Genomic DNA, 20,261 nt, shown 5'->3' with positions numbered 1-20,261 from the left:
TAGTTATTTTATTTTAAGTATGTCTACCATATAAGAGTTGAGGATTTATGAAAGGTATTATTTTAGCAGGTGGTTCAGGCACTCGTTTATACCCATTAACACGCGGCGTGTCAAAACAGTTGTTACCTATCTATGATAAACCAATGGTTTTTTACCCTATTTCAACTTTGATGCTAGCAGGCATTAAAGATATCTTAATTATCACCACTCCAGAAGATAATGCCGGCTTTAGACGGTTATTGGGAGATGGTTCTGATTTTGGTATTAACCTTGAGTATGCCATTCAACCAAGCCCAGATGGATTAGCACAAGCTTTTATTATTGGTGAAGAGTTTATTGGTGATGACAGCGTTTGTTTAGTGCTTGGCGACAATATTTTCTATGGTCAGTCTTTTTCAAAAACATTAAAAAATGCAGCTTCGCGTGAGTCTGGAGCCACTGTGTTTGGCTACCAAGTTAAAGACCCTGAGCGTTTCGGGGTGGTTGAATTTGATGCTGATATGAAAGCTATATCGATTGAAGAGAAGCCTGATATACCAAAATCAAACTATGCTGTTACTGGTCTTTATTTTTACGACAATCGTGTCGTTGAAATGGCAAAGCAAGTCAAACCTTCTCATCGTGGTGAGCTTGAAATTACCACTCTAAATGAAATGTACCTTCATGATGGGATATTGAACGTTGAGTTATTAGGTCGTGGTTTTGCGTGGTTAGATACTGGCACTCATGAAAGCCTTCATGAAGCCTCTTCTTTTGTCCAAACCATTGAGAATGTTCAAGGCCTAAAAGTGGCATGCTTGGAAGAAATTGCATGGCGTAATGGCTGGTTGAGTGATGAGCAAGTGTTGACACTAGCAAAACCGATGATGAAGAATGAATACGGCCAATATTTGTCTCGTTTAGTAAATGAACATAAGAAAAAGGCAGCAAGCTAATGCGTGTATTGATCACAGGAAGCCATGGGCAAGTCGGTAACTGCCTTACTGAGCGTCTAAGCAATATTCAAAATACAACTGTACTCGCTGTCGATAGAAATGATCTTGACATTACCGATCAAGATGCAGTAAAAGCAGCCGTTGCTGAGTTTCAACCAAACATCATCATTAATGCCGCAGCACATACCGAGGTTGATAAAGCAGAAGAGGAAGTTGAACTCTCTTATGCAATAAATCGTTATGGACCCAAATTTCTAGCACAAGCTGCACATGATGTAGGAGCAGCAATACTCCATATATCGACAGATTATGTGTTCGAAGGTAATAAAGTGGGTGAGTATGTTGAAAGCGACAATACCAATCCACAAGGTGTGTATGGCGAAAGTAAGCTAGCTGGCGAGGTAGCTGTAGCAGAAGCGTGCGATAAACACGTAATTCTTCGCACAGCCTGGGTGTTTGGAGAAAACGGCAATAACTTTGTAAAAACCATGCTGCGTTTAGGCGCAACTCGGCACGCACTTAATATTGTCGGAGATCAGTATGGTGGGCCTACTTATGCTGGGGATATTGCAGAAGCATTAATTCAAATTGCTAAGCGTATAACTCAAGGCGATTCTATTCAATATGGTGTTTACCATTTTTCGGGATTACCGCATGTTAGCTGGTTCCAGTTTGCTGAGTCTATCTTTGATACCGCAGTTAAACAGGGCCTGATCAACAAAAAGCCGATTTTGACTAGCATTACGACCGAGCAATACCCTACACCAGCAAAGCGTCCAAGTAACTCTTGTTTAAGTACAGAAAAAATCAACAATGCATTTTCTATTGAAGCAAGTAATTGGAAAGTAGCATTGAAAAATATTCAAGCATATACAGGATAAGAGCATGAAAGTTATAGATACCCGTATTCCTGATGTTAAAATTATAGAGCCTAGTGTATACGGTGATGAGCGCGGCTTTTTTATGGAAACCTGGAATAAAAAGCAATTTGAAGAATTAGTAACAGGTAAACCAACCCAATTTGTACAAGATAATCACTCTAAGTCAAAGAAAGGGATCTTGCGGGGCTTACATTATCAAACTGAAAATACTCAAGGAAAACTAGTACGTGTAGTTTCTGGAGAAGTTTTTGATGTGGCAGTTGATATTAGAAAGGGCTCTCCGACGTGCGGTCAATGGGTTGGGGAATATCTTTCTGCAGATAATAAACGTCAACTATGGGTGCCTGAAGGTTTTGCGCATGGATTCTATGTCACCAGTGATGAAGCTGAGTTCGTTTATAAATGTACTGATTACTATAAGCCGGACAGTGAAATTAGTATCATTTGGAATGATATAGTCATAAATATAGATTGGCCTATTAATAATATTCCTATTATTTTATCAAATAAAGATGAAAACGCTATGAGTTTCCAAGAATATACAAATAAAAATGATTAACTTACTTAAAGGAAGCTCCTATTTCGCTTTGTCTAGCTACATAGTCGTTATCTTTTCGGCATTAGTTACAATTGTAAATGGTAAAATTCTTACTGCAGAAGATTTTGGTCTGATAGCCATTTCTATGTTGTTTACTAGTATGTTGGAGTCATTAAAACAGTTAGGGTTTAAGGAGTATTTAATATCTCAAAGTATTCTGCCTAACCAAAATTTGCAAGAGCAAGTTGCTTGGACTCTCGATTTTATTAAAGGTATTGTACTTTGTATAATTAGTTTGGTTTCAATACCATATTTAGTCTCAGCATACAATGAACCTAGACTCGAGCTAATGATTGTAATAATCTCGGTTTCTTTTATTTTTGAGTCCATAGCCAGCCCAAAATTATATTTAGCTAGAAAGAATTTAGAATATAAAGTTACAGTTAAAATAAGTTTTTTTTCAAGTCTTATATATTGTATTTCTTCTATTTTACTTGTTCTTCATTTTAAAAGTTATTTGGGGGTAATATATGGCCTATTAATTAGAAGTTTAGCTTCGAGTTTTCTGTCTTATTTTTTTTATAGTGTAAAACCAAATTTTACATTTAATAAAGATGTTGCACTAAAACAGTTTAGGTATGGTAAATGGATTTTAGCTAGTGGTATTGTTTTCTATTTTACAAATAGATTTGATAATTTAGTTTTATCTATTAATGTTAGCTTGGAGGAACTGGGATATTATGGATTTGCTTACTCAGTAGTTAATGGTGTATTAGGTGGTCCAATTAAATCAATTAATAGTGCGCTGTTTCCAATTCTTTCGAAAGGAGGGCATGGTTTACGAAAAAAACAAGTTGTTGCTTGTCTTTTTTTAGTGGGAATAATTCTGGCTATATTAATGTATTACACCTTGCCCTTCATTGTTGTAGAATTTATTGGTGCTAAATGGGATAGTTCCACTAGTATTATATCTATACTAGCTATTGCATTCTGTGTTAATGGTATTAAAGTGGATGGGTACTTTTTGGCCAATAAAAAACCCAATTATAAGTTTATTGTTGAAGTGGTTAGGGGGGCCGTAATTATTTTTCTCTGTATACCAATGGTTAATCAATATGGTGGCATAGGTGCCGCATGGTCCCTATTAATAGCTAATATCTTTTCACTGTTTGTTTGGTTATATATGATTAGGACACTTGATGAAATTAATATGGAATAAACTAATTCTGCCACTATATTACACTACTAAATTATGTTTAAGATATAAAGATCCTAGATTTATTACCAGTTGTGTTATATCGAGGAACTTACCTTTAACAACAAAAATACCGCACCCAATTGGAATTGTAGTTGGCAAAAGTAATGGGGTTTGTATTGGTGAGAATTGTACAATAATGCAAAATGTTACAATAGGTATAAAAACCTTAGGTGACTTAAAGGGACCTACGATTAGTAATAATGTTTTTATAGGTGTAAATGCAGTTATTGTAGGGGATATCTGTATTGGAGAAGGCGCTAAAATTGGTGCTGGAACATTTGTTGATTTTAACGTACCTGCGAATGCATTGGTTGTTAATGAGAAGAGTTTGATTAAATATGCTAAATGAACCCAAAGTAACTTATATCGTTAATACATTTAATCGAGAAATTAAGCTATATAATGCCATTGATAGTATTTATAAACAAAATTACTCAAATCTGAGCATTGTAGTCGTAGATGATTGTTCAATTAAAGATCTATCTGAGGTGATTAAGTTTAAATATCCTAATATTGAATATATTAGGAATAAACAAAATTTTGGGTTAGCACGGTCAAGGCAAATAGCATTAGAGAATACTACTTCTGAATTTGTCGCATTTCTTGATGATGATGATATTCTTATTGATACTGATAAAACTCGAAGACATGTTGCAAAGTTAAACGAGGTAGAAAACATTGCTGTGGTCTGTTCTACAGTATATGAAGTTAGTGAAGGGAGTAGAATAAAAAAAGATATTGCTTGGCCTGATGATGTTAAAAACCATTTAATGAAAATGAATGGAATTATATATCCATCGACATCTACCTGCAGAAAAAGCCTTTTATTAAAATCTGGTGGATTTGATTTTAATTTTAGAAGAGGAATTGATAGTGACCTCTATCGAAGGATATTGTTGGCTGGATATGATATAGAGTTTGATCATGAACCTACAATTGATTATTTAGTTGTAGCCAATGATAAAATAACTGACAATAACTCAATGAATGGTTTGATCAAAAATCTTGAAAGTAATGCTATGACTTTATATAAATATAAAGGGTATTACTTAATGAATTTTGAAGCGTTATACAGAAGAGTTAGGAATGTTTTGTCAGGTTGTTTTAAGATTGTTCGTCTTTATTTAAAGAGGTTAATAAGTGAAAGAGGTATTAATTAGTGTTTGTATCAATACTTATAATAGAAGCGAGTTATTGGTTAAGTGTGTAACATCGGTTTTGTCTCAGTCTATTTCATCATTTGAAATTTTAATAATTGATGACTGTTCTACTGATAATACTCAAGAAAAAATAGCTGCAATTAAAGATAATAGAATAAAATATTTTAGAAACTCTACTAATAAAGGATTGGTGTTTGGTAGAAATTATGCTATAGAAATGGCAGAAGGACAATTCTTTAGTTTTATTGATGATGATGATATCTGGAATCATAATTATTTACAAAGAATGCTATCCCTCTATAATGATGAACATGTAGATACTATTTATTGTTCACAAAAACTAGAATTACCAATTACGTCGTTTACTTCAAATCTTAAAGAATTAATGTTAGCTGGATTTACTCCTCCAGTAGGAGCGCAGTTTTATAAAACTGTCGATATAAGAACCGTTGGAGGATATGATTCAAGAATAGAAAGTGGTGTTGATCATGATTTATGGTTTTCTTTTGCTTTATGCGATTTCAGCGTTATTTGGTTGAATGAGTGTTTGGTTGAAGAAAATACTGATCCTAGTTGTTTAAGAATGACGACTCAGTTCGAATCAAGAATAATTAAAACTAAAAAATCTATTTCTATTTGGAAGTCAAAATGCAGTAAGGTATTTCCAGAGGGATTTTGGCAATCTCTAGAGGAAAATTATATATTAAGAGCTGGCACTAAACATGTTAAATATTGTATAAAAAATAAAAAAATTATGTTGTTGGTAAAGATTTTATCAAAGACACCAATTAAATTACTCCTTAAAGATATCTTTCGCAAACGAATAAATAGGTTTTTTTATATCTTTGCTGGATATTTTCATAGATGTGTGAAAAAAGGTTGATTTTATGAAAGTAACTGTCATTGAGTTGACTACACCAAACCATTCTTCAATGCTTTATAATTGGGTTGATATCTGTTTTAAGAATAATTGGAAATGTAATCTAATTTACTCTGAAGATGTTGAAAGAAATATTATAAAAACAAATGTTAAGTCAGCGAATACCTGTTGTGTAAACAGTTTTTTTTCACTTCTTGGTCACTTAAAATTAATTGTAAGTTCTGATGTTATAGTTTTTAATACGGTTCAAGCTAAGTTCTTCACTTTTTGTCTTTTATCTTTGTTACCGAATAAAACTATACTTTCTATACATAATGTAAATTCTTGGTTACAACCTTTTAATAAAGCAACTGAACATATTTCATATTCTGGTAAGTTTAGATTTGTTGCTAAGATTTTTCTGTTGAAGCGATTTTTGGTTAAATTGATTAGAAAATTTATCTTGTTTAATGTTGATTATTTATTAGTCAATAGTGACAATATGAGAAAATATATTGCAACGAATTATGAAATGACTAAACCTGTTTTAGTGGTACCATTTTCAATGGTTCATAAACCTGTAAGTTTAACAAAGAAACTAGAAAAAACATCGTTCAATATTGTTTATCCAGGTGTCGTTAACTCAAATAAAAAAGACTATAAATATTTTATTGAATTGGCAAAGCGAAACGAATCTCTGAATTTCATTCTTTTAGGGAAAATTGACCGTAATGACCCAATTTATGTTGATGTAAAGAAGGTCAGAAATATTCAATTTTTTGAAAGTTATATAAAGACAACAGTCTTTGACGATATAATGACTGATGCTGATGTTATTTTTTCCTATGTTAATGTGAACTATAGGGGGGAAGTGTATGGCGGAAGTAAAGACTCAGGGATTAGTTATTTAATGGCTGAATACGGGATACCTTTAATAGTCAATCAAGAGTTTGAAAATTTAATTGATTTAAATAAAGGTACTTTGTATTATCAAAGATTTCAAGATTTATTAGATGTTTTTGAAGTGGTGAAGGGCTCAGAAAAATATTCCGCTTTAACAAGTAATATAGTAAAAGGTAGAGATGCTTTGGGAATTTCCATTGTTGCAAAGAGGTTATCTATTTCATTAGGTGAGAAATAAATGCTTGTTTATTTCGCAGCCATTTCTTGGTGCCTAATTATTTCTTATAATTGCGATAAGATAAGTAATTCAATTAAGTTTATATCATTGATTCCTTTTGTATTCTTCAGTGCGTACCGTGGTAATTCTGGTTCAGATACTGAAAATTATTATACGAGATTTCAATTTATCGAAAAAAACTTCGATAATTTTTTAAACTTTTTTAATGAACCAGGGTTACCTTTAATAATGAAAGGGGTTCATTTTGTCGGTGGTGATTACGAAAGTTTCGCTTTTGTATATGCGATAATTTTTGTTTTACTTTATTTTACCATTTGCTGTAGATTCAAAGAGTATAAAGTTTTTTTACTGACGGTTGGTGTGGTTTTTTTTATTGATGGACTTACAAATACTTTAAGAGTATCCATGTGTTATTTGTTTTTTATAATAGCTACTACTTCTAATAAAACAAAACATCCCTTATATTTTGTTTCTTTTTTATTTCATGTCTCTAGTTTGATAATGATATTACTTCGTTTTTACTTGAGCAAAATAAAACTTAAAATTTCACCTAAAATGATAGTTTATATTTTGTTAGGCGCTATTTTGTTTTTTGTTTTTATCTATGGTCAAAGTTTTATTTTAGAAAATATACCAAGATTAAACGACAAAATGGATGCTTATTCAGAGTTGAAAACGCGAAGTTTTTTTAGTGGGCTCTCGGATATTTATATTATATTTTGCTTATCTGCTGTGGCTAGTTTTTATAATAGAGATAGTTACAAACAAATGGCAATTGATTTTCTAATTATATTATGCATTTGCATTGGGTTGTTTATAGCAACTTCAATATCAATGGGTGTGCTAAGGTTAATTAAAATATGTGTTTTAACCTTATGTTTATTGCCCCCGTTGACTAAACCGAAACGAAATATACCAAAGTTTGTTTTATTTGTTATTCTTGTTCCATATTTAGTTAATTTCTTTTTAGTTGTCAGTTCTGGTAATCCTTATGGTAAGCCATTTATTTAAAGGTAAAACATGCAAAAAATAATTTTTATTTGTCATTACTTTCCACCTGAAACAAATGTCGGAGTAAGGCGAGTTTTATTTTGGGCGAATTATTATACAAATCTTGGATTGGATGTAACTATTATTACACCAAAAAGAAATATTGATAATGGGAATCTTTCTGTTGTAGATTCAAAAGTCAAGGTTGTTCATTTTGATTTCCTGTCAGCCAATGATGTTTTATTTGAAAATGAAATTGATGAAGATAATGTAGATACCCAAGAATTTAATTCTAACTTTATTAGAACATTGATGGTTCGTTTTAAAAGGAAGGTTGTCAACCCAATATTTGGTCAGTTATTAGATAATAGATTGCCAAATATATTGTTTAATTGCATTTCAGTTTTTTTTGACCGATACAAATTTGTTTTTTCAGATGTAGCTATAAATAAATCAACAGTTATTATAAGCACAGCACCACCTTGGCCATCTCACTTATTATCAGTTGTGCTTTCAAAAAAATATAAAATCCCATTGTATTTAGATTATAGAGATCCATTTTCGAGTAATCACATGTTTTCTTCTTTATTTTCTAAAATTGAGACTGGGATAGATAGATGGTTATGTTCCAATGCTTCAGGTGTTATTACCGTCTCGCATGTTTGGAAAGACTATTATAGTAGGTTTAATTCAAATGTTTTTTTGGCAAGGAACGGGTTTGATGTTGAAATGTTTCGTTTAGACACTGTTTATGATGCTAACAGTGTTTTAAATATGAATTCTAACGTGATAAGTTTAAATTACTTTGGTACTGTAGAACATAAAGAAAGGTTTCCATTAGTTTTATTGGAATTAATTCGAGTTAAGAACTTGAGTGTGGAAATTAACTTTTTTGGAAGTTGCTCTCTTGTTCTTGAGTATGTTAATAAATATCCGGAGTTAAAGTCAAAAGTTTTTTTGAGGGGGGACCTACATTACTCAGACGCCATAAGTTTGATGAAAAAATCTATGATAAATCTAGTCGTAGAAAGTACTGACTCTGAAAACATAATTGCTAATGGCTTAGTTCCAACTAAAATTTATGAATATATGGCTAGTCTTAGACCTATAATTGCCATAGGTAGTAAAAATTCAGAGTTCATCGAGTTACTTAATAAGAGTGGACTATTGCTAAACCATGATTCTTCAGTCGAAAGTTTACTTCGAGTTCTAGATGTAAACTATCTAACTACATTAAATGTTAAACCAAATGTCGAATATATCAAAAAAATGTCTAGACAATTAGTAGCATTAGATGTTTTAGATTTTTTAAGGAGTTAACTGATGCGCTTTAGTGGTTATGGATTTTTTCATGCAATATATTTATCCTTATGCTTAATACTTACGAAAGTTTTTTACCCTAAGGCTAGACTTATTCGATTTCCATTTAGGCTAAGGACTATAGGAGTCTTCAATTACCATAAAGGACTAACAATAGGTTTCAATAATAGAATTGATGTTTATGGTGGCGGTTTGTTAACGATTGGTGAGAATGTTCAAATAAATGATCATTGTCATCTTGCATGTTCACAAAAAATAACAGTTGGTGCTAACTGTTTAATAGCTTCTAGAGTATACATCACAGATCATGATCATGACTTTAGTAATGTACAAGATAAACCCATAGATTGGCCGTTAAAATCACAAGAGGTTATTATCGGCGAGAACACTTGGATAGGTGAGGGGGTCTGCATTTTAAAGGGCGTAATTATCGGTTCAAATTGCGTTGTTGGTGCCAATAGTGTTGTTACTAAATCAATGCCATGTAACTCTGTATTAGCTGGGGTACCAGCAAAAGTAATATCTAAACGATTTATATGAGCATTGCTACGCATTAATATTTGAGATTTAACAAAAGTTTAAATAGACAAAAGAGATTTTATCATATGAAAGTTGCATTAATTACGGGTATTACAGGGCAAGATGGCTCATACCTTGCTGAATTGTTGTTAGAAAAAGGTTACGAAGTTCACGGTATTAAGCGTCGTTCTTCATCGCTTAATACTGAAAGAGTCGATCATATCTACCAAGATAGCCATGAAGAAAATCCGCGTTTCTTTCTGCACTATGGTGATTTAACCGATTCTTCTAACTTAACCCGTATTATTAAAGATGTGCAGCCTGACGAAGTTTATAACTTAGGGGCACAGTCACACGTCGCTGTTTCTTTTGAATGTCCTGAATATACTGCAGATGTTGATGCAATTGGAACTTTGCGATTATTGGAAGCGATTCGCTTTTTAGGCTTGGAAAAGAAAACAAAATTTTATCAAGCTTCGACTTCTGAGTTATATGGTGAAGTTCAAGAAATTCCACAAAAAGAAACAACACCATTTCACCCTCGTTCACCTTATGCAGTCGCTAAAATGTATGCCTACTGGATCGTGGTTAACTACCGTGAATCTTATGGTATGTATGCTTGTAATGGTATTCTATTTAATCATGAGTCACCGCGACGTGGTGAAACCTTTGTAACACGCAAAATCACCCGTGCAATCGCTAATATATCTCAAGGTTTAGAAAAATGCTTATACCTTGGTAATATGGATGCACTGCGTGACTGGGGACATGCTAAAGACTACGTTCGCATGCAGTGGATGATGTTGCAGCAAGAAACTGCTGATGATTTTGTAATCGCAACAGGTAAGCAAATTTCTGTACGTGAATTTGTTTCATTATCTGCAAAAGAAGCTGGTATTAAACTTGAGTTTAGCGGTGAAGGCATTGATGAAATTGCAACTATCACTGCTATTACTGGCGATAATGCACCAGCATTAAAAGTTGGTGATGTAATTGTGCGTGTTGATCCTCGTTACTTCCGTCCTGCTGAAGTCGAAACGCTACTGGGTGACCCTTCGAAAGCAAAAGAAAAACTCGGTTGGGTACCACAAATCACAGTTGAAGAGATGTGTGCTGAAATGGTGGCAAACGATCTTGATAAAGCTAAGCAGCACGCCTTGCTTAAAGCGCATGGTCATAATGTTACAGTGTCAATCGAAAACCAAGGCTAAAGAATAATATTAACCACAGAGAACATTGAGGTTACAGAGAAATACTTAACAATGTTTTGATTTGATACGTAGTCTCTATGTTTTCGGTGGTTGTTACCCGGTTGTAAATAAAAAGGTTTAGACGATGAAGAAAGTTTTTGTTGCGGGGCATCGTGGAATGGTGGGTACTGCGATTGTTCGCCAATTAGAAACGAAAGCGGATGTTGTAGTTGTTGTTCGTAGCCGTTCAGAGTTGGATTTAACTAATCAGCAAGCAGTTCGAGATTTTTTTGAAATCGAAAAAATTGATCAGGTTTACTTAGCCGCCGCAAAAGTAGGCGGGATTGTTGCGAACAATACTTACCCTGCTGAGTTTATATATGAGAACCTGACAATTCAAAATAATATTATTCATGCAGCTCATGCTAATGATGTACAGGACTTGTTGTTTTTAGGCTCATCTTGTATTTACCCAAAACTTGCTGAGCAGCCTATGACGGAAACAGCATTGTTAACTGGTACATTGGAAGAAACCAATGAGCCCTACGCGATAGCAAAGATTGCCGGTATTAAGATGTGCGAGTCTTTTAATCGTCAGTATGGCCGTAATTATCGCTCTGTGATGCCCACTAACTTATATGGTGAAAATGATAATTTTCATCCACAAAATTCGCATGTAATACCCGCGCTTATTCGCCGCTTCCATGAAGCAAAACTAACTAATCAACCTAAAGTTATTGCTTGGGGAACGGGCAAACCGATGCGTGAATTCTTGCATGTTGATGATATGGCTGCAGCCTCTATTTATGTAATGAACTTAGACCAAGCAATCTATGAAGCGAATACAGAACCTATGTTAAGTCATATTAATGTTGGAACCGGCGTTGATTGTACGATTCGTGAGTTAGTTGAAACCGTGGCTAATGTTGTCGGCTTTACAGGCGAGATTGAATTTGATGTCACTAAACCAGATGGTGCCCCTCGTAAACTCATGAACGTAGACCGTTTAAAGGCGTTAGGCTGGAGTCATTCAGTATCGTTAAAAGATGGTTTAGTGTCTACTTATGAATGGTTCTTAGCTAATCAAGATAATTTTCGTAAGTAACGAGGAATTAAGTATATGTACCCAGTCGGTGTTAGCCGATGGGTACTTATAAGGCCGATATGTCACATTTACCGCTAGACGTCTTTAAACAAGTCGTTCAAAATACGCCACTTGTATCTATCGATTTAATCATTAAGAATAATGCAGGGCAAGTCTTACTTGGAAAACGTAACAACCGTCCAGCGCAAGGTTATTGGTTCGTGCCCGGTGGTCGTATTGTTAAAGATGAAACCTTCAATAATGCATTCTCTCGTTTAACACAGGTTGAGATTGGTAAAGCCTATAGCTTAAGTAATTCCACCTTCTTAGGCCCTTATGAGCATTTATATAGTGACAACTTATCAGGTGAAGACTTTACCACTCATTATGTGGTTTTGGCTTACCTAATAACGTTTAATGGTGATTTATCGAATTTGCCAGAAGAGCAGCATAACGGTTATCGGTGGTGGGACGTAAAAACGCTTCTTACTTCGAATAACGTACATGATAATACGAAGGCATACTTCTTGTCTTCGTCCAGTCTAACCCTATAATCAATCAACTCTAGGATGCATGATGCTACTTAGCAAAGATGTATTAGCTTCATCGGGTGTAAAGTTTGGCACTAGTGGTGCGCGTGGACTGGTAACTCAGTTTTCTAACGATGTATGTGCAGCTTTTGTGCATGCATTTATTACAGGTATTCAATCACAATTTACTTTTGGTAGTGTTGCTATTGCCATTGATAATCGTCCAAGTAGCCCTTCAATGGCAAGGGCTTGTATTGCTGCTATTAAGCAACTTGGACTCACTCCAGTTTATTACGGTGTCATCCCTACACCTGCACTTGCTTATCGTGCCATGGAAGATGATATCCCATGCATTATGGTAACGGGCAGTCATATTCCTTTTGACCGTAATGGATTGAAGTTTTATCGCCCTGATGGCGAGATCACGAAAGCTGATGAAGTGGCTATTGTCGAGTCGCCAGCAGTATTTAAATCGATTACCGAACTCCCAGTTTTAGAGGCAAATGAGTACGCAAAAAAAAGCTACGTAGAGCGTTATACTTCGTTATTTGATGCTAACTTGCTTACGGGGAAAAAAATTGGCATCTACGAGCATTCAAGTGCTGGTCGTGATTTATATGCGGATTTGTTTTTGAGTTTAGGTGCTGAAGTTATTGCGCTAGAGCGCAGTGATGAGTTTGTGCCTATCGATACTGAAGCCGTATCAATTGAAGATGTCGCGAAAGCAAAAGCATGGTCAAAACAATACGGGTTTGATGCTATTTTTTCGACAGATGGCGATGGTGATCGTCCATTAGTGGCTGATGAGTATGGTAATTGGCTGCGTGGCGATATTTTAGGGTTATTATGTGCAAATGCATTAAAGATTGATGCATTGGCTGTACCGGTAAGCTGTAATACAGCGATTGAAAAAAGCGCAGCATTCAAACAAGTGACTCGAACAAGAATTGGATCTCCTTATGTGATAGCTGAGTTTGAAAAGTTGACTACTCAGTTTGATGGCGTAGCGGGTTTTGAAGCTAATGGCGGCTTCTTGCTAGGCAGTGATGTAAAAGTGGCTGGTAGTACTTTGAAAGCCTTACCAACCCGTGATGCATTACTGCCATTTTTCATGTTATTAAGTGCTGCACAAAATACTACAATTACACAATTAGTGGATAAGTTACCAAAGCGTTTTACTTATAGTGACCGTAGACAAAACTTTGCAACTGAAACAAGCCAAAAAATCTTATCTGAAGCAGCGGAGCAACCACAGGTTTTATTAACTAAGTTAGGCATAAATGAATCCATAGTATCAATAGATGTGACGGATGGGCTACGTATTACGCTAAGTAATGATGATGTTTTACATCTACGCCCATCTGGTAATGCGCCAGAGCTTCGTTGTTATGCGGAATCGAGTAGACTAGAAGTGGCACAACAGTTAGTGGCTCAAGTACTTAATAACATAATCAAATAAATACAAAGCAGTATTCCAATATAAATAGATTTTAAAGAGGTTTTAAAGTGATTATTCCCGTTATTATGGCTGGCGGTAATGGCACACGCATGTGGCCATTATCACGCAGCATGTACCCAAAACAGTTTTTATCGCTAGTAAGCGACACTGAGACCATGCTTCAAAGCACGTTGTTGCGCTTAATTGGTGTGAAAACTGCTGCGCCAATGTTAATTTGTAATGAAGAACATCGTTTTATTGCCGCAGAACAAATTCGTGCGTTAGGTATGGACAACAGCGGCATTATTTTAGAACCATTTGGTCGCAATACTGCCCCAGCGATTGCCCTTGCCGCTTTTCAAGCACAAATAATAGATGAAAATGCAAATTTATTGATATTGGCCGCAGATCATGTTATTCAAAATAATGATGCATTTGTCAAAGCTATCACAGAGGCAAAAAAAGTCTCAGAAAGTGGCGGCGTAGCAACATTTGGTATTGTACCTACTGCACCTGAAACTGGTTATGGTTATATACATGCAGGTACTAAACAACAGCACGGTTACGCAGTTGAACAGTTCGTTGAAAAACCAGATTTGGCAACCGCAGAAACTTATGTAAATAGTGGTGACTATTACTGGAACAGTGGCATGTTCATGGTCAAAGCTAGCCGTTACCTAGAATTATTGGGTAAGTACCAGCCTGATATGCTAATAGCTTGCCAAGCATCCATTGCAAACCCGAGATTAGACTTCGACTTTATTCGACTCAACAATGAAGCGTTTGCTGCTTGCCCTGACGAATCTGTAGATTATGCGGTGATGGAGCCATTATCAAGAAATGAACCTGGCTGTATTTCAGTTATTCCGCTAGATGCAGGTTGGAGTGATGTTGGTTCATGGTCATCATTGTGGGAAGTGTCAAAAAAAGACGAGAATGGTAACGTTGCCCATGGTGATGTGATGGTTAAACAGGCTAATAACAACCATATTCACTCAGGATACAAACTGGTCTCACTACTTGGTGTGGATGACTTGGTTGTTATCGATACCAAAGATGCGTTACTCGTTGCGCGTAAAGACAGTGTTCAAGACGTTAAGCAGATTGTTAACCAAATTAAAGCTGATGGTCGAACTGAGCATAAACTAGCTCGTGAAGTATATCGCCCATGGGGTAAGTACGACTCTATAGATAAAGGTGACCGTTTTCAAGTAAAACGAATTACTGTTAAACCTGGTGAGAAGGTCTCAATTCAGATGCATCATCATCGTGCTGAACATTGGATTGTTGTTAAAGGTACGGCGCTTATTACCATTGATGGAAAAGGTAAGCTTTATTCAGAAAATGAATCTGCATATATCCCAATTACCGCAACTCATTGCATGGCGAATCCAGGTAAAATTAATTTAGAAATTATTGAAGTTCAAACGGGTGGTTATTTAGGTGAAGATGATATTGTTCGGTTTGAGGATAAATATGGTCGCGTAAATGATTAATGGTGAAGCTGCCATGCAGGTGGTTATAATATTTTTTAGACATGTATAGTTTATATGTTTGGTAGTGTTGGTTGGTCTTTTTACTGTTCTGAGAACTGTTAAGTATGAGTAAATTTTTTATTTCGATCGTTAGTCATGGTCATGAAGATTTGTTGGTTAATAACGCGGAACTAATAAAAATATCTAAGATTAACAACGTGCATGTTGTTATTAAGGATAATTTAAAGGTTGAACGTTTAGCTTGTTATTGTGATTTTAATGGACTCGATTACCTTGTCGATGAGCATGAGCTTGGGTTTGGTGAAAATAACAATTCAGTGTTTGAATATTGTTTTAAACTTGGAATGTCTGACAATGACTGGTTCTTAATTATTAATCCAGATGTTTTCATTGATAAGTTAGAGTTTTTAACGTTAATGGGTAAACTAGGTTCTAGTAAATTTAAACTTCATACGATTGACCTTTATAAAGATGTTCAATATCTAATCCCTGATAATTCACTGCGTTATTTCCCCAAATGGTCTAGTTTATTAAATATGCTGATAAATAAACCAGTTACGAATGTGTATGACAAAAACAGTTTAAGCGAGTGGTCTCAAGTTGAATGGGCAAGTGGTGCTTTTTTAATTTTTAAAGTTGAATTGTTTAGAGCTCTATCTGGTTTTGATAAAAAATATTTTATGTATTATGAAGATGTAGATATATGTTACCGGGCAAATGTTGAACAATCTGAGAAAGTGTCATTCATTAAAACAGTTAGAGCCCAACATTATGGTGCTTTTAAAAATAGGAAGGTGTTTTCTCAGCATTTTAGATGGTACTTTTCGAGTTTACTTAAGTTTCTAATAGGAAGAAGATATTGAATATCTTATTAACAGGTGCTACTGGTTTTATTGGGAGTGCCATTCTTAATAAGTTAGATGACATTGTAGAGTATAATGTAACTTTATTACAACGGAATAAGATTGGCTCTAAGCATAAAAGTATAATCAATTGTATCTCTGGTAACTCTGACTTTGGCTTTAAATTTTCAGAAATTGATGTGGTATTACATTGCGCTGCTCGTGTACATGTTATGAATGATGAGTCGGCTGATCCTCTAAATGTATATCGAGAAGTTAACACAGCAGGAACGATGAACCTTGCACGACAGGCATTAGATGCTGGTGTTAAGCGTTTTATTTTTGTCAGTTCAATTAAAGTGAATGGTGAATCTACCCAAATTGGTCATCCTTTTAGATCAAGTGATACTAGGAGGCCAAAAGATTTTTACGGTCAATCTAAATCAGAAGCAGAAGAACAATTATTGCAGTTTGGTGCAGAATCTGGTTTAGAGGTTGTGATTATCCGTCCAACTCTTGTTTATGGGCCAGGTGTCAAAGCAAATTTTGCCTCACTACTGAAGCTTGTCTCAAAAGGTGTTCCGCTTCCGTTTGGCTGTATTACTGAGAATAAACGTAGTTTGGTATCTGTTAATAATTTAGTAGATCTTATTGTAACTTGTATTGTTCATTCAAAGGCAGTCAATCAGGTTTTCTTGGTATCTGACGATAATGATGTTTCAACAGCCACAATGGTGAATAATATGTCAAAAGCATTAGGTAAGACTAATAGATTGCTGCCTGTTCCTTTATGGTGTTTTCGTTGGGGTGGCAAGTTGACAGGCAAGATTGATGTGATTGATCGTTTGTTGGGTTCGTTACAAGTAGATATTACGCATACAAAGGAAACACTAGGTTGGTCACCACCACAAACAATTGAACAAGGCTTTAAGGAAACTGCAGATTATTTTCTTCTCAATAAACATAAATAGAGTATTTAATATGATCCGTCTTTTAGATTTTTTTGCTGCATTCTTTGGCTTGTTGATTTTATGGCCAGTCCTGCTTGTTGTTACTATCATAGGCCTGTTTGATACGGGAGCTCCAATTTTTATTCAAACTCGTGTGGGGAAAAATAAAAAGGCTTTTAGTTTAATTAAGTTTCGTACCATGTCTGTTAATACCAAGTCAGTGGCCAGTCATTTAATGACCAATGCTTCAATCACTCCGCTAGGTAGTTTTTTACGTAAAACTAAAATTGATGAACTACCACAGTTGATTAACGTACTAAAAGGCGAAATGAGTTTAGTCGGGCCGCGTCCTAATTTATTTAATCAAGAAGAGTTAATCAAAGAGCGCGATGCATTAGGCATTTATGATGCCTTACCTGGTGTGACTGGTTTAGCTCAAGTGCAAAATATTGACATGTCAACGCCAGAGTTATTAGCAAAAACTGATAAACAGATGATTGATGCCTTGAATATTAAGAATTACTTCAAGTACATCATAATGACGGTCACAGGGAGTGGTAGTGGAGATGCGGTAAGATAATAATGATTATTCTCTTATAAAATATTTATTTAGCGTGATTGATGTCTAATTGATCCGCAGTTTGTTTTTGTTTTAAGTGTGTCTAATTAAAGTATATTCGACAGTTGTTGAGTTTTAGAAAATTATGGATGTAAGTATGAAAATTGCTATTGCCGGTACAGGTTATGTTGGTCTATCTAACGCGATGTTACTTTCTCAAAATAATGATGTTTTTGCTATTGATATTATCGAAGAAAAAGTCAACATGCTTAATAATCGTATTTCTCCGATTGTTGATGATGAGATTACAGAGTTTCTAACTAATGGAAAGTTGTCATTTGTTGCAACGTTAGACAAGAAGCTAGCCTATATGGATGCTGAATATGTGATAATTGCAACACCAACAGATTATGATGCTGAAACAAATTATTTTAATACATCATCTGTAGAAGCGGTAATAAAAGATGTGATGGCAATTAATCCCACTGCTGTGATGGTGATTAAGTCCACTGTACCTGTTGGTTATACTGCACGTATTAAAGAACAACTTGGGTGTGATAATTTAATGTTTTCTCCTGAATTTTTACGTGAAGGCAGAGCTCTGTTCGACAATTTACATCCATCACGCATTATTGTTGGTGAACGGAGTGAAAGAGCTGAAGTATTTGCTAATCTTTTAGTTGAAGGTGCAGCAAAAGAAAATATCGATGTTCTGTTTACTGATTCTACAGAAGCGGAAGCTGTAAAGTTATTTTCGAATACATATCTCGCCCTTCGTGTTTCATATTTTAATGAGCTAGATACCTATGCCGAGAGTCACGATTTAGATGCTCGCCAAATAATTGAAGGTGTCGGTTTAGATCCACGAATAGGCTCCCATTACAATAACCCTTCATTTGGTTATGGTGGCTATTGCTTACCTAAAGATACTAAGCAACTGCGTGCTAACTATGCAGATGTTCCAAACAGTATTATTGGTGCAATTGTAGATGCTAATACAACTCGGAAAGACTTTATTGCTAGCAGTATCCTAAAACGTAATCCAAATCGTGTTGGTATTTATCGTTTGATCATGAAGTCAGGTTCTGATAATTTCCGAGCATCTAGTATCCAAGGTATTATGAAGCGCTTAAAAGCTAAGGGAATTGAAGTTGTAGTGTATGAACCAGTGTTAGATCAAGATGAATTCTTCCATTCAAAAGTAATTAAAAGTTTGGAAGAATTTAAATCGTCTTGTGACGTGATTGTATCAAACCGAATGGTTGATGAAATACGCGATGTAAGCACTAAAGTGTATACCCGTGATCTTTTTGGTTCAGATTAGTAGCTTGAAAAAAGCAATGAGAAGTTTATGAAATACTTAGTCACTGGCGCTGCAGGTTTTATAGGTAGTGCTGTAGTTGAAAAGTTAACCTCAGCTGGTCATGAAATTATTGGTGTTGATAATATTAATGATTACTATGATGTTAATTTAAAACTTGCGCGTTTAAAGCGTATTGAAAATGAAAAATTCCTCTTAATCAAGCTGGATATTGCTGATAGAGATGCCGTTAAACACTTATTCGAAACGGAGAAGTTTGATCGCGTCATTCATTTAGCGGCACAAGCAGGTGTGAGGTATTCGATTGAGAATCCTCATGCCTATGCTGATTCGAATTTAGTTGGGCATTTGAATATTTTAGAAGGCTGCCGAAACACAAATGTCCAACATCTCGTTTATGCTTCATCTAGTTCGGTATATGGCCTGAATAGTAAAACACCGTTTTCTACGTCAGATAGCGTTGATCATCCTGTTTCGCTTTATGCTGCTACTAAAAAGTCTAATGAGTTAATGGCACATAGCTATTCTCATCTCTACGATATACCTACAACCGGTTTACGTTTCTTTACCGTATACGGTAGTTGGGGACGACCTGATATGGCCCCGTTTATCTTTACTAAAAAGACCCTTGATGGCGAAATTATTGACATCAATAATAATGGTGACATGTGGCGTGATTTTACTCACGTCGATGACATCGTTGAAGGTGTGGTTCGTATTGCTGATGTAATACCAAGTCGGGATAAATCTTGGACTGTTGAAAATGGTTCACCAGCGACCAGCTCTGCTCCATATTCAGTTTATAACATAGGCCATGGTTCGCCGATTAACTTAATGGGCTTTGTCAAAGCTATTGAGGATGAATTGGGTATTGAAGCCAAGAAAAACTTTAGAGAGATGCAGCCTGGTGATGTGTATCAAACTTATGCTGATGTAGCTGATTTATTTGAAGCTACGGGTTATAAACCTAGAGTTGGTGTAAAAGAAGGTGTTGCTGAGTTTGTAAAATGGTACCGCGACTTTTATAACAAATAGTTATATCTATCTATTATGATTTTAGCGCTAGAGTATTGATTTACTTAAACTAGCGCTAATTTTTTCTGTCTCATTATCAAAAAAGTCGATAAAAATGTGTCTCATCGGTTTTTTGTTCACATTTATTCCTACAATTCCAGAGTAGTGCACAAGTTAAGATTTTTCTTCGTGTTCTTTCATGCTCTCACATATAATATCCTAAGCTAGTTGTACGC

21 protein-coding genes are annotated in these 20,261 nt (G+C 35.1%); all 21 read left to right on the top strand.

The features are described 5' to 3' along the window. Positions 1-47: 47 nt before the first annotated feature. The 21 genes from rfbA (at position 48) to AB4153_RS11970 (ending at position 20,046) form a co-directional block, all read left to right on the top strand. Positions 48-935 (top strand): glucose-1-phosphate thymidylyltransferase RfbA, encoded by an 888-nt coding sequence (gene rfbA / locus AB4153_RS12070; protein ID WP_371997610.1) that lies wholly within the window; start codon positions 48-50, stop codon positions 933-935. Further along, the gene (gene rfbD, locus AB4153_RS12065; protein ID WP_371997609.1) at positions 935-1,816 is read left to right on the top strand and encodes a dTDP-4-dehydrorhamnose reductase; all 882 of its coding nucleotides are present in this window, start codon (positions 935-937) and stop codon (positions 1,814-1,816) included. The genes rfbA and rfbD overlap by 1 nt, the downstream gene beginning before the upstream one ends. 4 nt (positions 1,817-1,820) lie before the next feature. Beyond that, positions 1,821-2,375 carry a dTDP-4-dehydrorhamnose 3,5-epimerase gene (gene rfbC, locus AB4153_RS12060; RefSeq protein WP_371997608.1) on the top strand — a complete coding sequence of 185 codons (555 nt, stop codon included), beginning with the start codon at positions 1,821-1,823 and terminating at the stop codon, positions 2,373-2,375. Continuing rightward, positions 2,368-3,573 (top strand): oligosaccharide flippase family protein, encoded by a 1,206-nt coding sequence (locus tag AB4153_RS12055; RefSeq protein ID WP_371997606.1) that lies wholly within the window; start codon positions 2,368-2,370, stop codon positions 3,571-3,573. Before rfbC ends, AB4153_RS12055 begins: the two co-directional genes overlap by 8 nt. Then, positions 3,554-3,961 (top strand): hypothetical protein, encoded by a 408-nt coding sequence (locus AB4153_RS12050; RefSeq protein ID WP_371997604.1) that lies wholly within the window; start codon positions 3,554-3,556, stop codon positions 3,959-3,961. The genes AB4153_RS12055 and AB4153_RS12050 overlap by 20 nt, the downstream gene beginning before the upstream one ends. Then, a complete protein-coding gene (locus tag AB4153_RS12045; protein ID WP_371997602.1) occupies positions 3,951-4,772 on the top strand; it encodes a glycosyltransferase family 2 protein in 822 nt (273 codons plus the stop codon). The genes AB4153_RS12050 and AB4153_RS12045 overlap by 11 nt, the downstream gene beginning before the upstream one ends. Then, a complete protein-coding gene (locus AB4153_RS12040) occupies positions 4,753-5,655 on the top strand; it encodes a glycosyltransferase family 2 protein (RefSeq protein ID WP_371997601.1) in 903 nt (300 codons plus the stop codon). Before AB4153_RS12045 ends, AB4153_RS12040 begins: the two co-directional genes overlap by 20 nt. A 4-nt stretch (positions 5,656-5,659) precedes the next feature. Then, complete coding sequence (locus AB4153_RS12035) at positions 5,660-6,772, top strand: hypothetical protein (RefSeq protein ID WP_371997600.1); 1,113 nt, start codon at positions 5,660-5,662, stop codon at positions 6,770-6,772. Beyond that, positions 6,773-7,783, top strand: coding sequence for an EpsG family protein (locus tag AB4153_RS12030; RefSeq protein ID WP_371997599.1), 1,011 nt, complete (start codon positions 6,773-6,775; stop codon positions 7,781-7,783). A gap of 9 nt (positions 7,784-7,792) precedes the next feature. Next, positions 7,793-9,082: a hypothetical protein gene (locus tag AB4153_RS12025; protein WP_371997598.1), complete on the top strand. Its 1,290-nt coding sequence runs from the start codon at positions 7,793-7,795 to the stop codon at positions 9,080-9,082. A gap of 3 nt (positions 9,083-9,085) precedes the next feature. Continuing rightward, positions 9,086-9,622 carry a DapH/DapD/GlmU-related protein gene (locus AB4153_RS12020; protein WP_371997596.1) on the top strand — a complete coding sequence of 179 codons (537 nt, stop codon included), beginning with the start codon at positions 9,086-9,088 and terminating at the stop codon, positions 9,620-9,622. 65 nt (positions 9,623-9,687) lie between these two features. Then, entirely contained in the window at positions 9,688-10,812 is a 1,125-nt protein-coding gene (gene gmd, locus AB4153_RS12015; protein ID WP_371997595.1) for a GDP-mannose 4,6-dehydratase, read from the top strand. 124 nt (positions 10,813-10,936) lie between these two features. Beyond that, positions 10,937-11,896 carry a GDP-L-fucose synthase family protein gene (locus tag AB4153_RS12010; RefSeq protein WP_371997594.1) on the top strand — a complete coding sequence of 320 codons (960 nt, stop codon included), beginning with the start codon at positions 10,937-10,939 and terminating at the stop codon, positions 11,894-11,896. Between the two features lie 38 nt (positions 11,897-11,934). Continuing rightward, positions 11,935-12,429, top strand: a complete 495-nt coding sequence (locus AB4153_RS12005) for a GDP-mannose mannosyl hydrolase (RefSeq protein ID WP_371997593.1) — start codon at positions 11,935-11,937, stop codon at positions 12,427-12,429. A 22-nt stretch (positions 12,430-12,451) separates the two neighbouring features. Then, positions 12,452-13,864 carry a phosphomannomutase gene (locus tag AB4153_RS12000; protein WP_371997592.1) on the top strand — a complete coding sequence of 471 codons (1,413 nt, stop codon included), beginning with the start codon at positions 12,452-12,454 and terminating at the stop codon, positions 13,862-13,864. A gap of 47 nt (positions 13,865-13,911) precedes the next feature. Next, positions 13,912-15,339: a mannose-1-phosphate guanylyltransferase/mannose-6-phosphate isomerase gene (locus AB4153_RS11995; protein WP_371997590.1), complete on the top strand. Its 1,428-nt coding sequence runs from the start codon at positions 13,912-13,914 to the stop codon at positions 15,337-15,339. A gap of 104 nt (positions 15,340-15,443) precedes the next feature. Continuing rightward, a complete protein-coding gene (locus tag AB4153_RS11990; RefSeq protein WP_371997588.1) occupies positions 15,444-16,202 on the top strand; it encodes a glycosyltransferase family 2 protein in 759 nt (252 codons plus the stop codon). Continuing rightward, complete coding sequence (locus tag AB4153_RS11985; RefSeq protein WP_371997587.1) at positions 16,199-17,152, top strand: UDP-glucose 4-epimerase family protein; 954 nt, start codon at positions 16,199-16,201, stop codon at positions 17,150-17,152. Before AB4153_RS11990 ends, AB4153_RS11985 begins: the two co-directional genes overlap by 4 nt. 10 nt (positions 17,153-17,162) lie before the next feature. Next, positions 17,163-17,711 (top strand): sugar transferase, encoded by a 549-nt coding sequence (locus AB4153_RS11980; RefSeq protein WP_371997585.1) that lies wholly within the window; start codon positions 17,163-17,165, stop codon positions 17,709-17,711. Between the two features lie 136 nt (positions 17,712-17,847). Next, positions 17,848-19,014: a nucleotide sugar dehydrogenase gene (locus AB4153_RS11975; RefSeq protein WP_371997584.1), complete on the top strand. Its 1,167-nt coding sequence runs from the start codon at positions 17,848-17,850 to the stop codon at positions 19,012-19,014. A 27-nt stretch (positions 19,015-19,041) separates the two neighbouring features. Beyond that, positions 19,042-20,046 carry an NAD-dependent epimerase gene (locus tag AB4153_RS11970; protein WP_371997583.1) on the top strand — a complete coding sequence of 335 codons (1,005 nt, stop codon included), beginning with the start codon at positions 19,042-19,044 and terminating at the stop codon, positions 20,044-20,046. The last annotated feature ends 215 nt before the right edge of the window (positions 20,047-20,261 follow it).

The organism is Shewanella sp. 10N.286.52.E4 (assembly GCF_041468785.1).
In the GTDB taxonomy this organism is placed as follows: Bacteria; Pseudomonadota; Gammaproteobacteria; order Enterobacterales; family Shewanellaceae; genus Shewanella; species Shewanella electrodiphila.
Note: the sequence above shows the minus strand (reverse complement) of the source record. Positions and strands in the feature narration are given on the sequence as shown.

Coding starts and splice junctions, on each gene's coding strand:
- rfbA (WP_371997610.1), top strand. CDS start 48: ATGAAAGGTATTATTTTAGCAGGTGGTTCAGGCACTCGTTTATACCCA.
- rfbD (WP_371997609.1), top strand. CDS start 935: ATGCGTGTATTGATCACAGGAAGCCATGGGCAAGTCGGTAACTGCCTT.
- rfbC (WP_371997608.1), top strand. CDS start 1,821: ATGAAAGTTATAGATACCCGTATTCCTGATGTTAAAATTATAGAGCCT.
- AB4153_RS12055 (WP_371997606.1), top strand. CDS start 2,368: ATGATTAACTTACTTAAAGGAAGCTCCTATTTCGCTTTGTCTAGCTAC.
- AB4153_RS12050 (WP_371997604.1), top strand. CDS start 3,554: ATGAAATTAATATGGAATAAACTAATTCTGCCACTATATTACACTACT.
- AB4153_RS12045 (WP_371997602.1), top strand. CDS start 3,951: ATGCTAAATGAACCCAAAGTAACTTATATCGTTAATACATTTAATCGA.
- AB4153_RS12035 (WP_371997600.1), top strand. CDS start 5,660: ATGAAAGTAACTGTCATTGAGTTGACTACACCAAACCATTCTTCAATG.
- AB4153_RS12030 (WP_371997599.1), top strand. CDS start 6,773: ATGCTTGTTTATTTCGCAGCCATTTCTTGGTGCCTAATTATTTCTTAT.
- AB4153_RS12025 (WP_371997598.1), top strand. CDS start 7,793: ATGCAAAAAATAATTTTTATTTGTCATTACTTTCCACCTGAAACAAAT.
- AB4153_RS12020 (WP_371997596.1), top strand. CDS start 9,086: ATGCGCTTTAGTGGTTATGGATTTTTTCATGCAATATATTTATCCTTA.
- gmd (WP_371997595.1), top strand. CDS start 9,688: ATGAAAGTTGCATTAATTACGGGTATTACAGGGCAAGATGGCTCATAC.
- AB4153_RS12010 (WP_371997594.1), top strand. CDS start 10,937: ATGAAGAAAGTTTTTGTTGCGGGGCATCGTGGAATGGTGGGTACTGCG.
- AB4153_RS12005 (WP_371997593.1), top strand. CDS start 11,935: ATGGGTACTTATAAGGCCGATATGTCACATTTACCGCTAGACGTCTTT.
- AB4153_RS12000 (WP_371997592.1), top strand. CDS start 12,452: ATGCTACTTAGCAAAGATGTATTAGCTTCATCGGGTGTAAAGTTTGGC.
- AB4153_RS11990 (WP_371997588.1), top strand. CDS start 15,444: ATGAGTAAATTTTTTATTTCGATCGTTAGTCATGGTCATGAAGATTTG.
- AB4153_RS11980 (WP_371997585.1), top strand. CDS start 17,163: ATGATCCGTCTTTTAGATTTTTTTGCTGCATTCTTTGGCTTGTTGATT.
- AB4153_RS11975 (WP_371997584.1), top strand. CDS start 17,848: ATGAAAATTGCTATTGCCGGTACAGGTTATGTTGGTCTATCTAACGCG.
- AB4153_RS11970 (WP_371997583.1), top strand. CDS start 19,042: ATGAAATACTTAGTCACTGGCGCTGCAGGTTTTATAGGTAGTGCTGTA.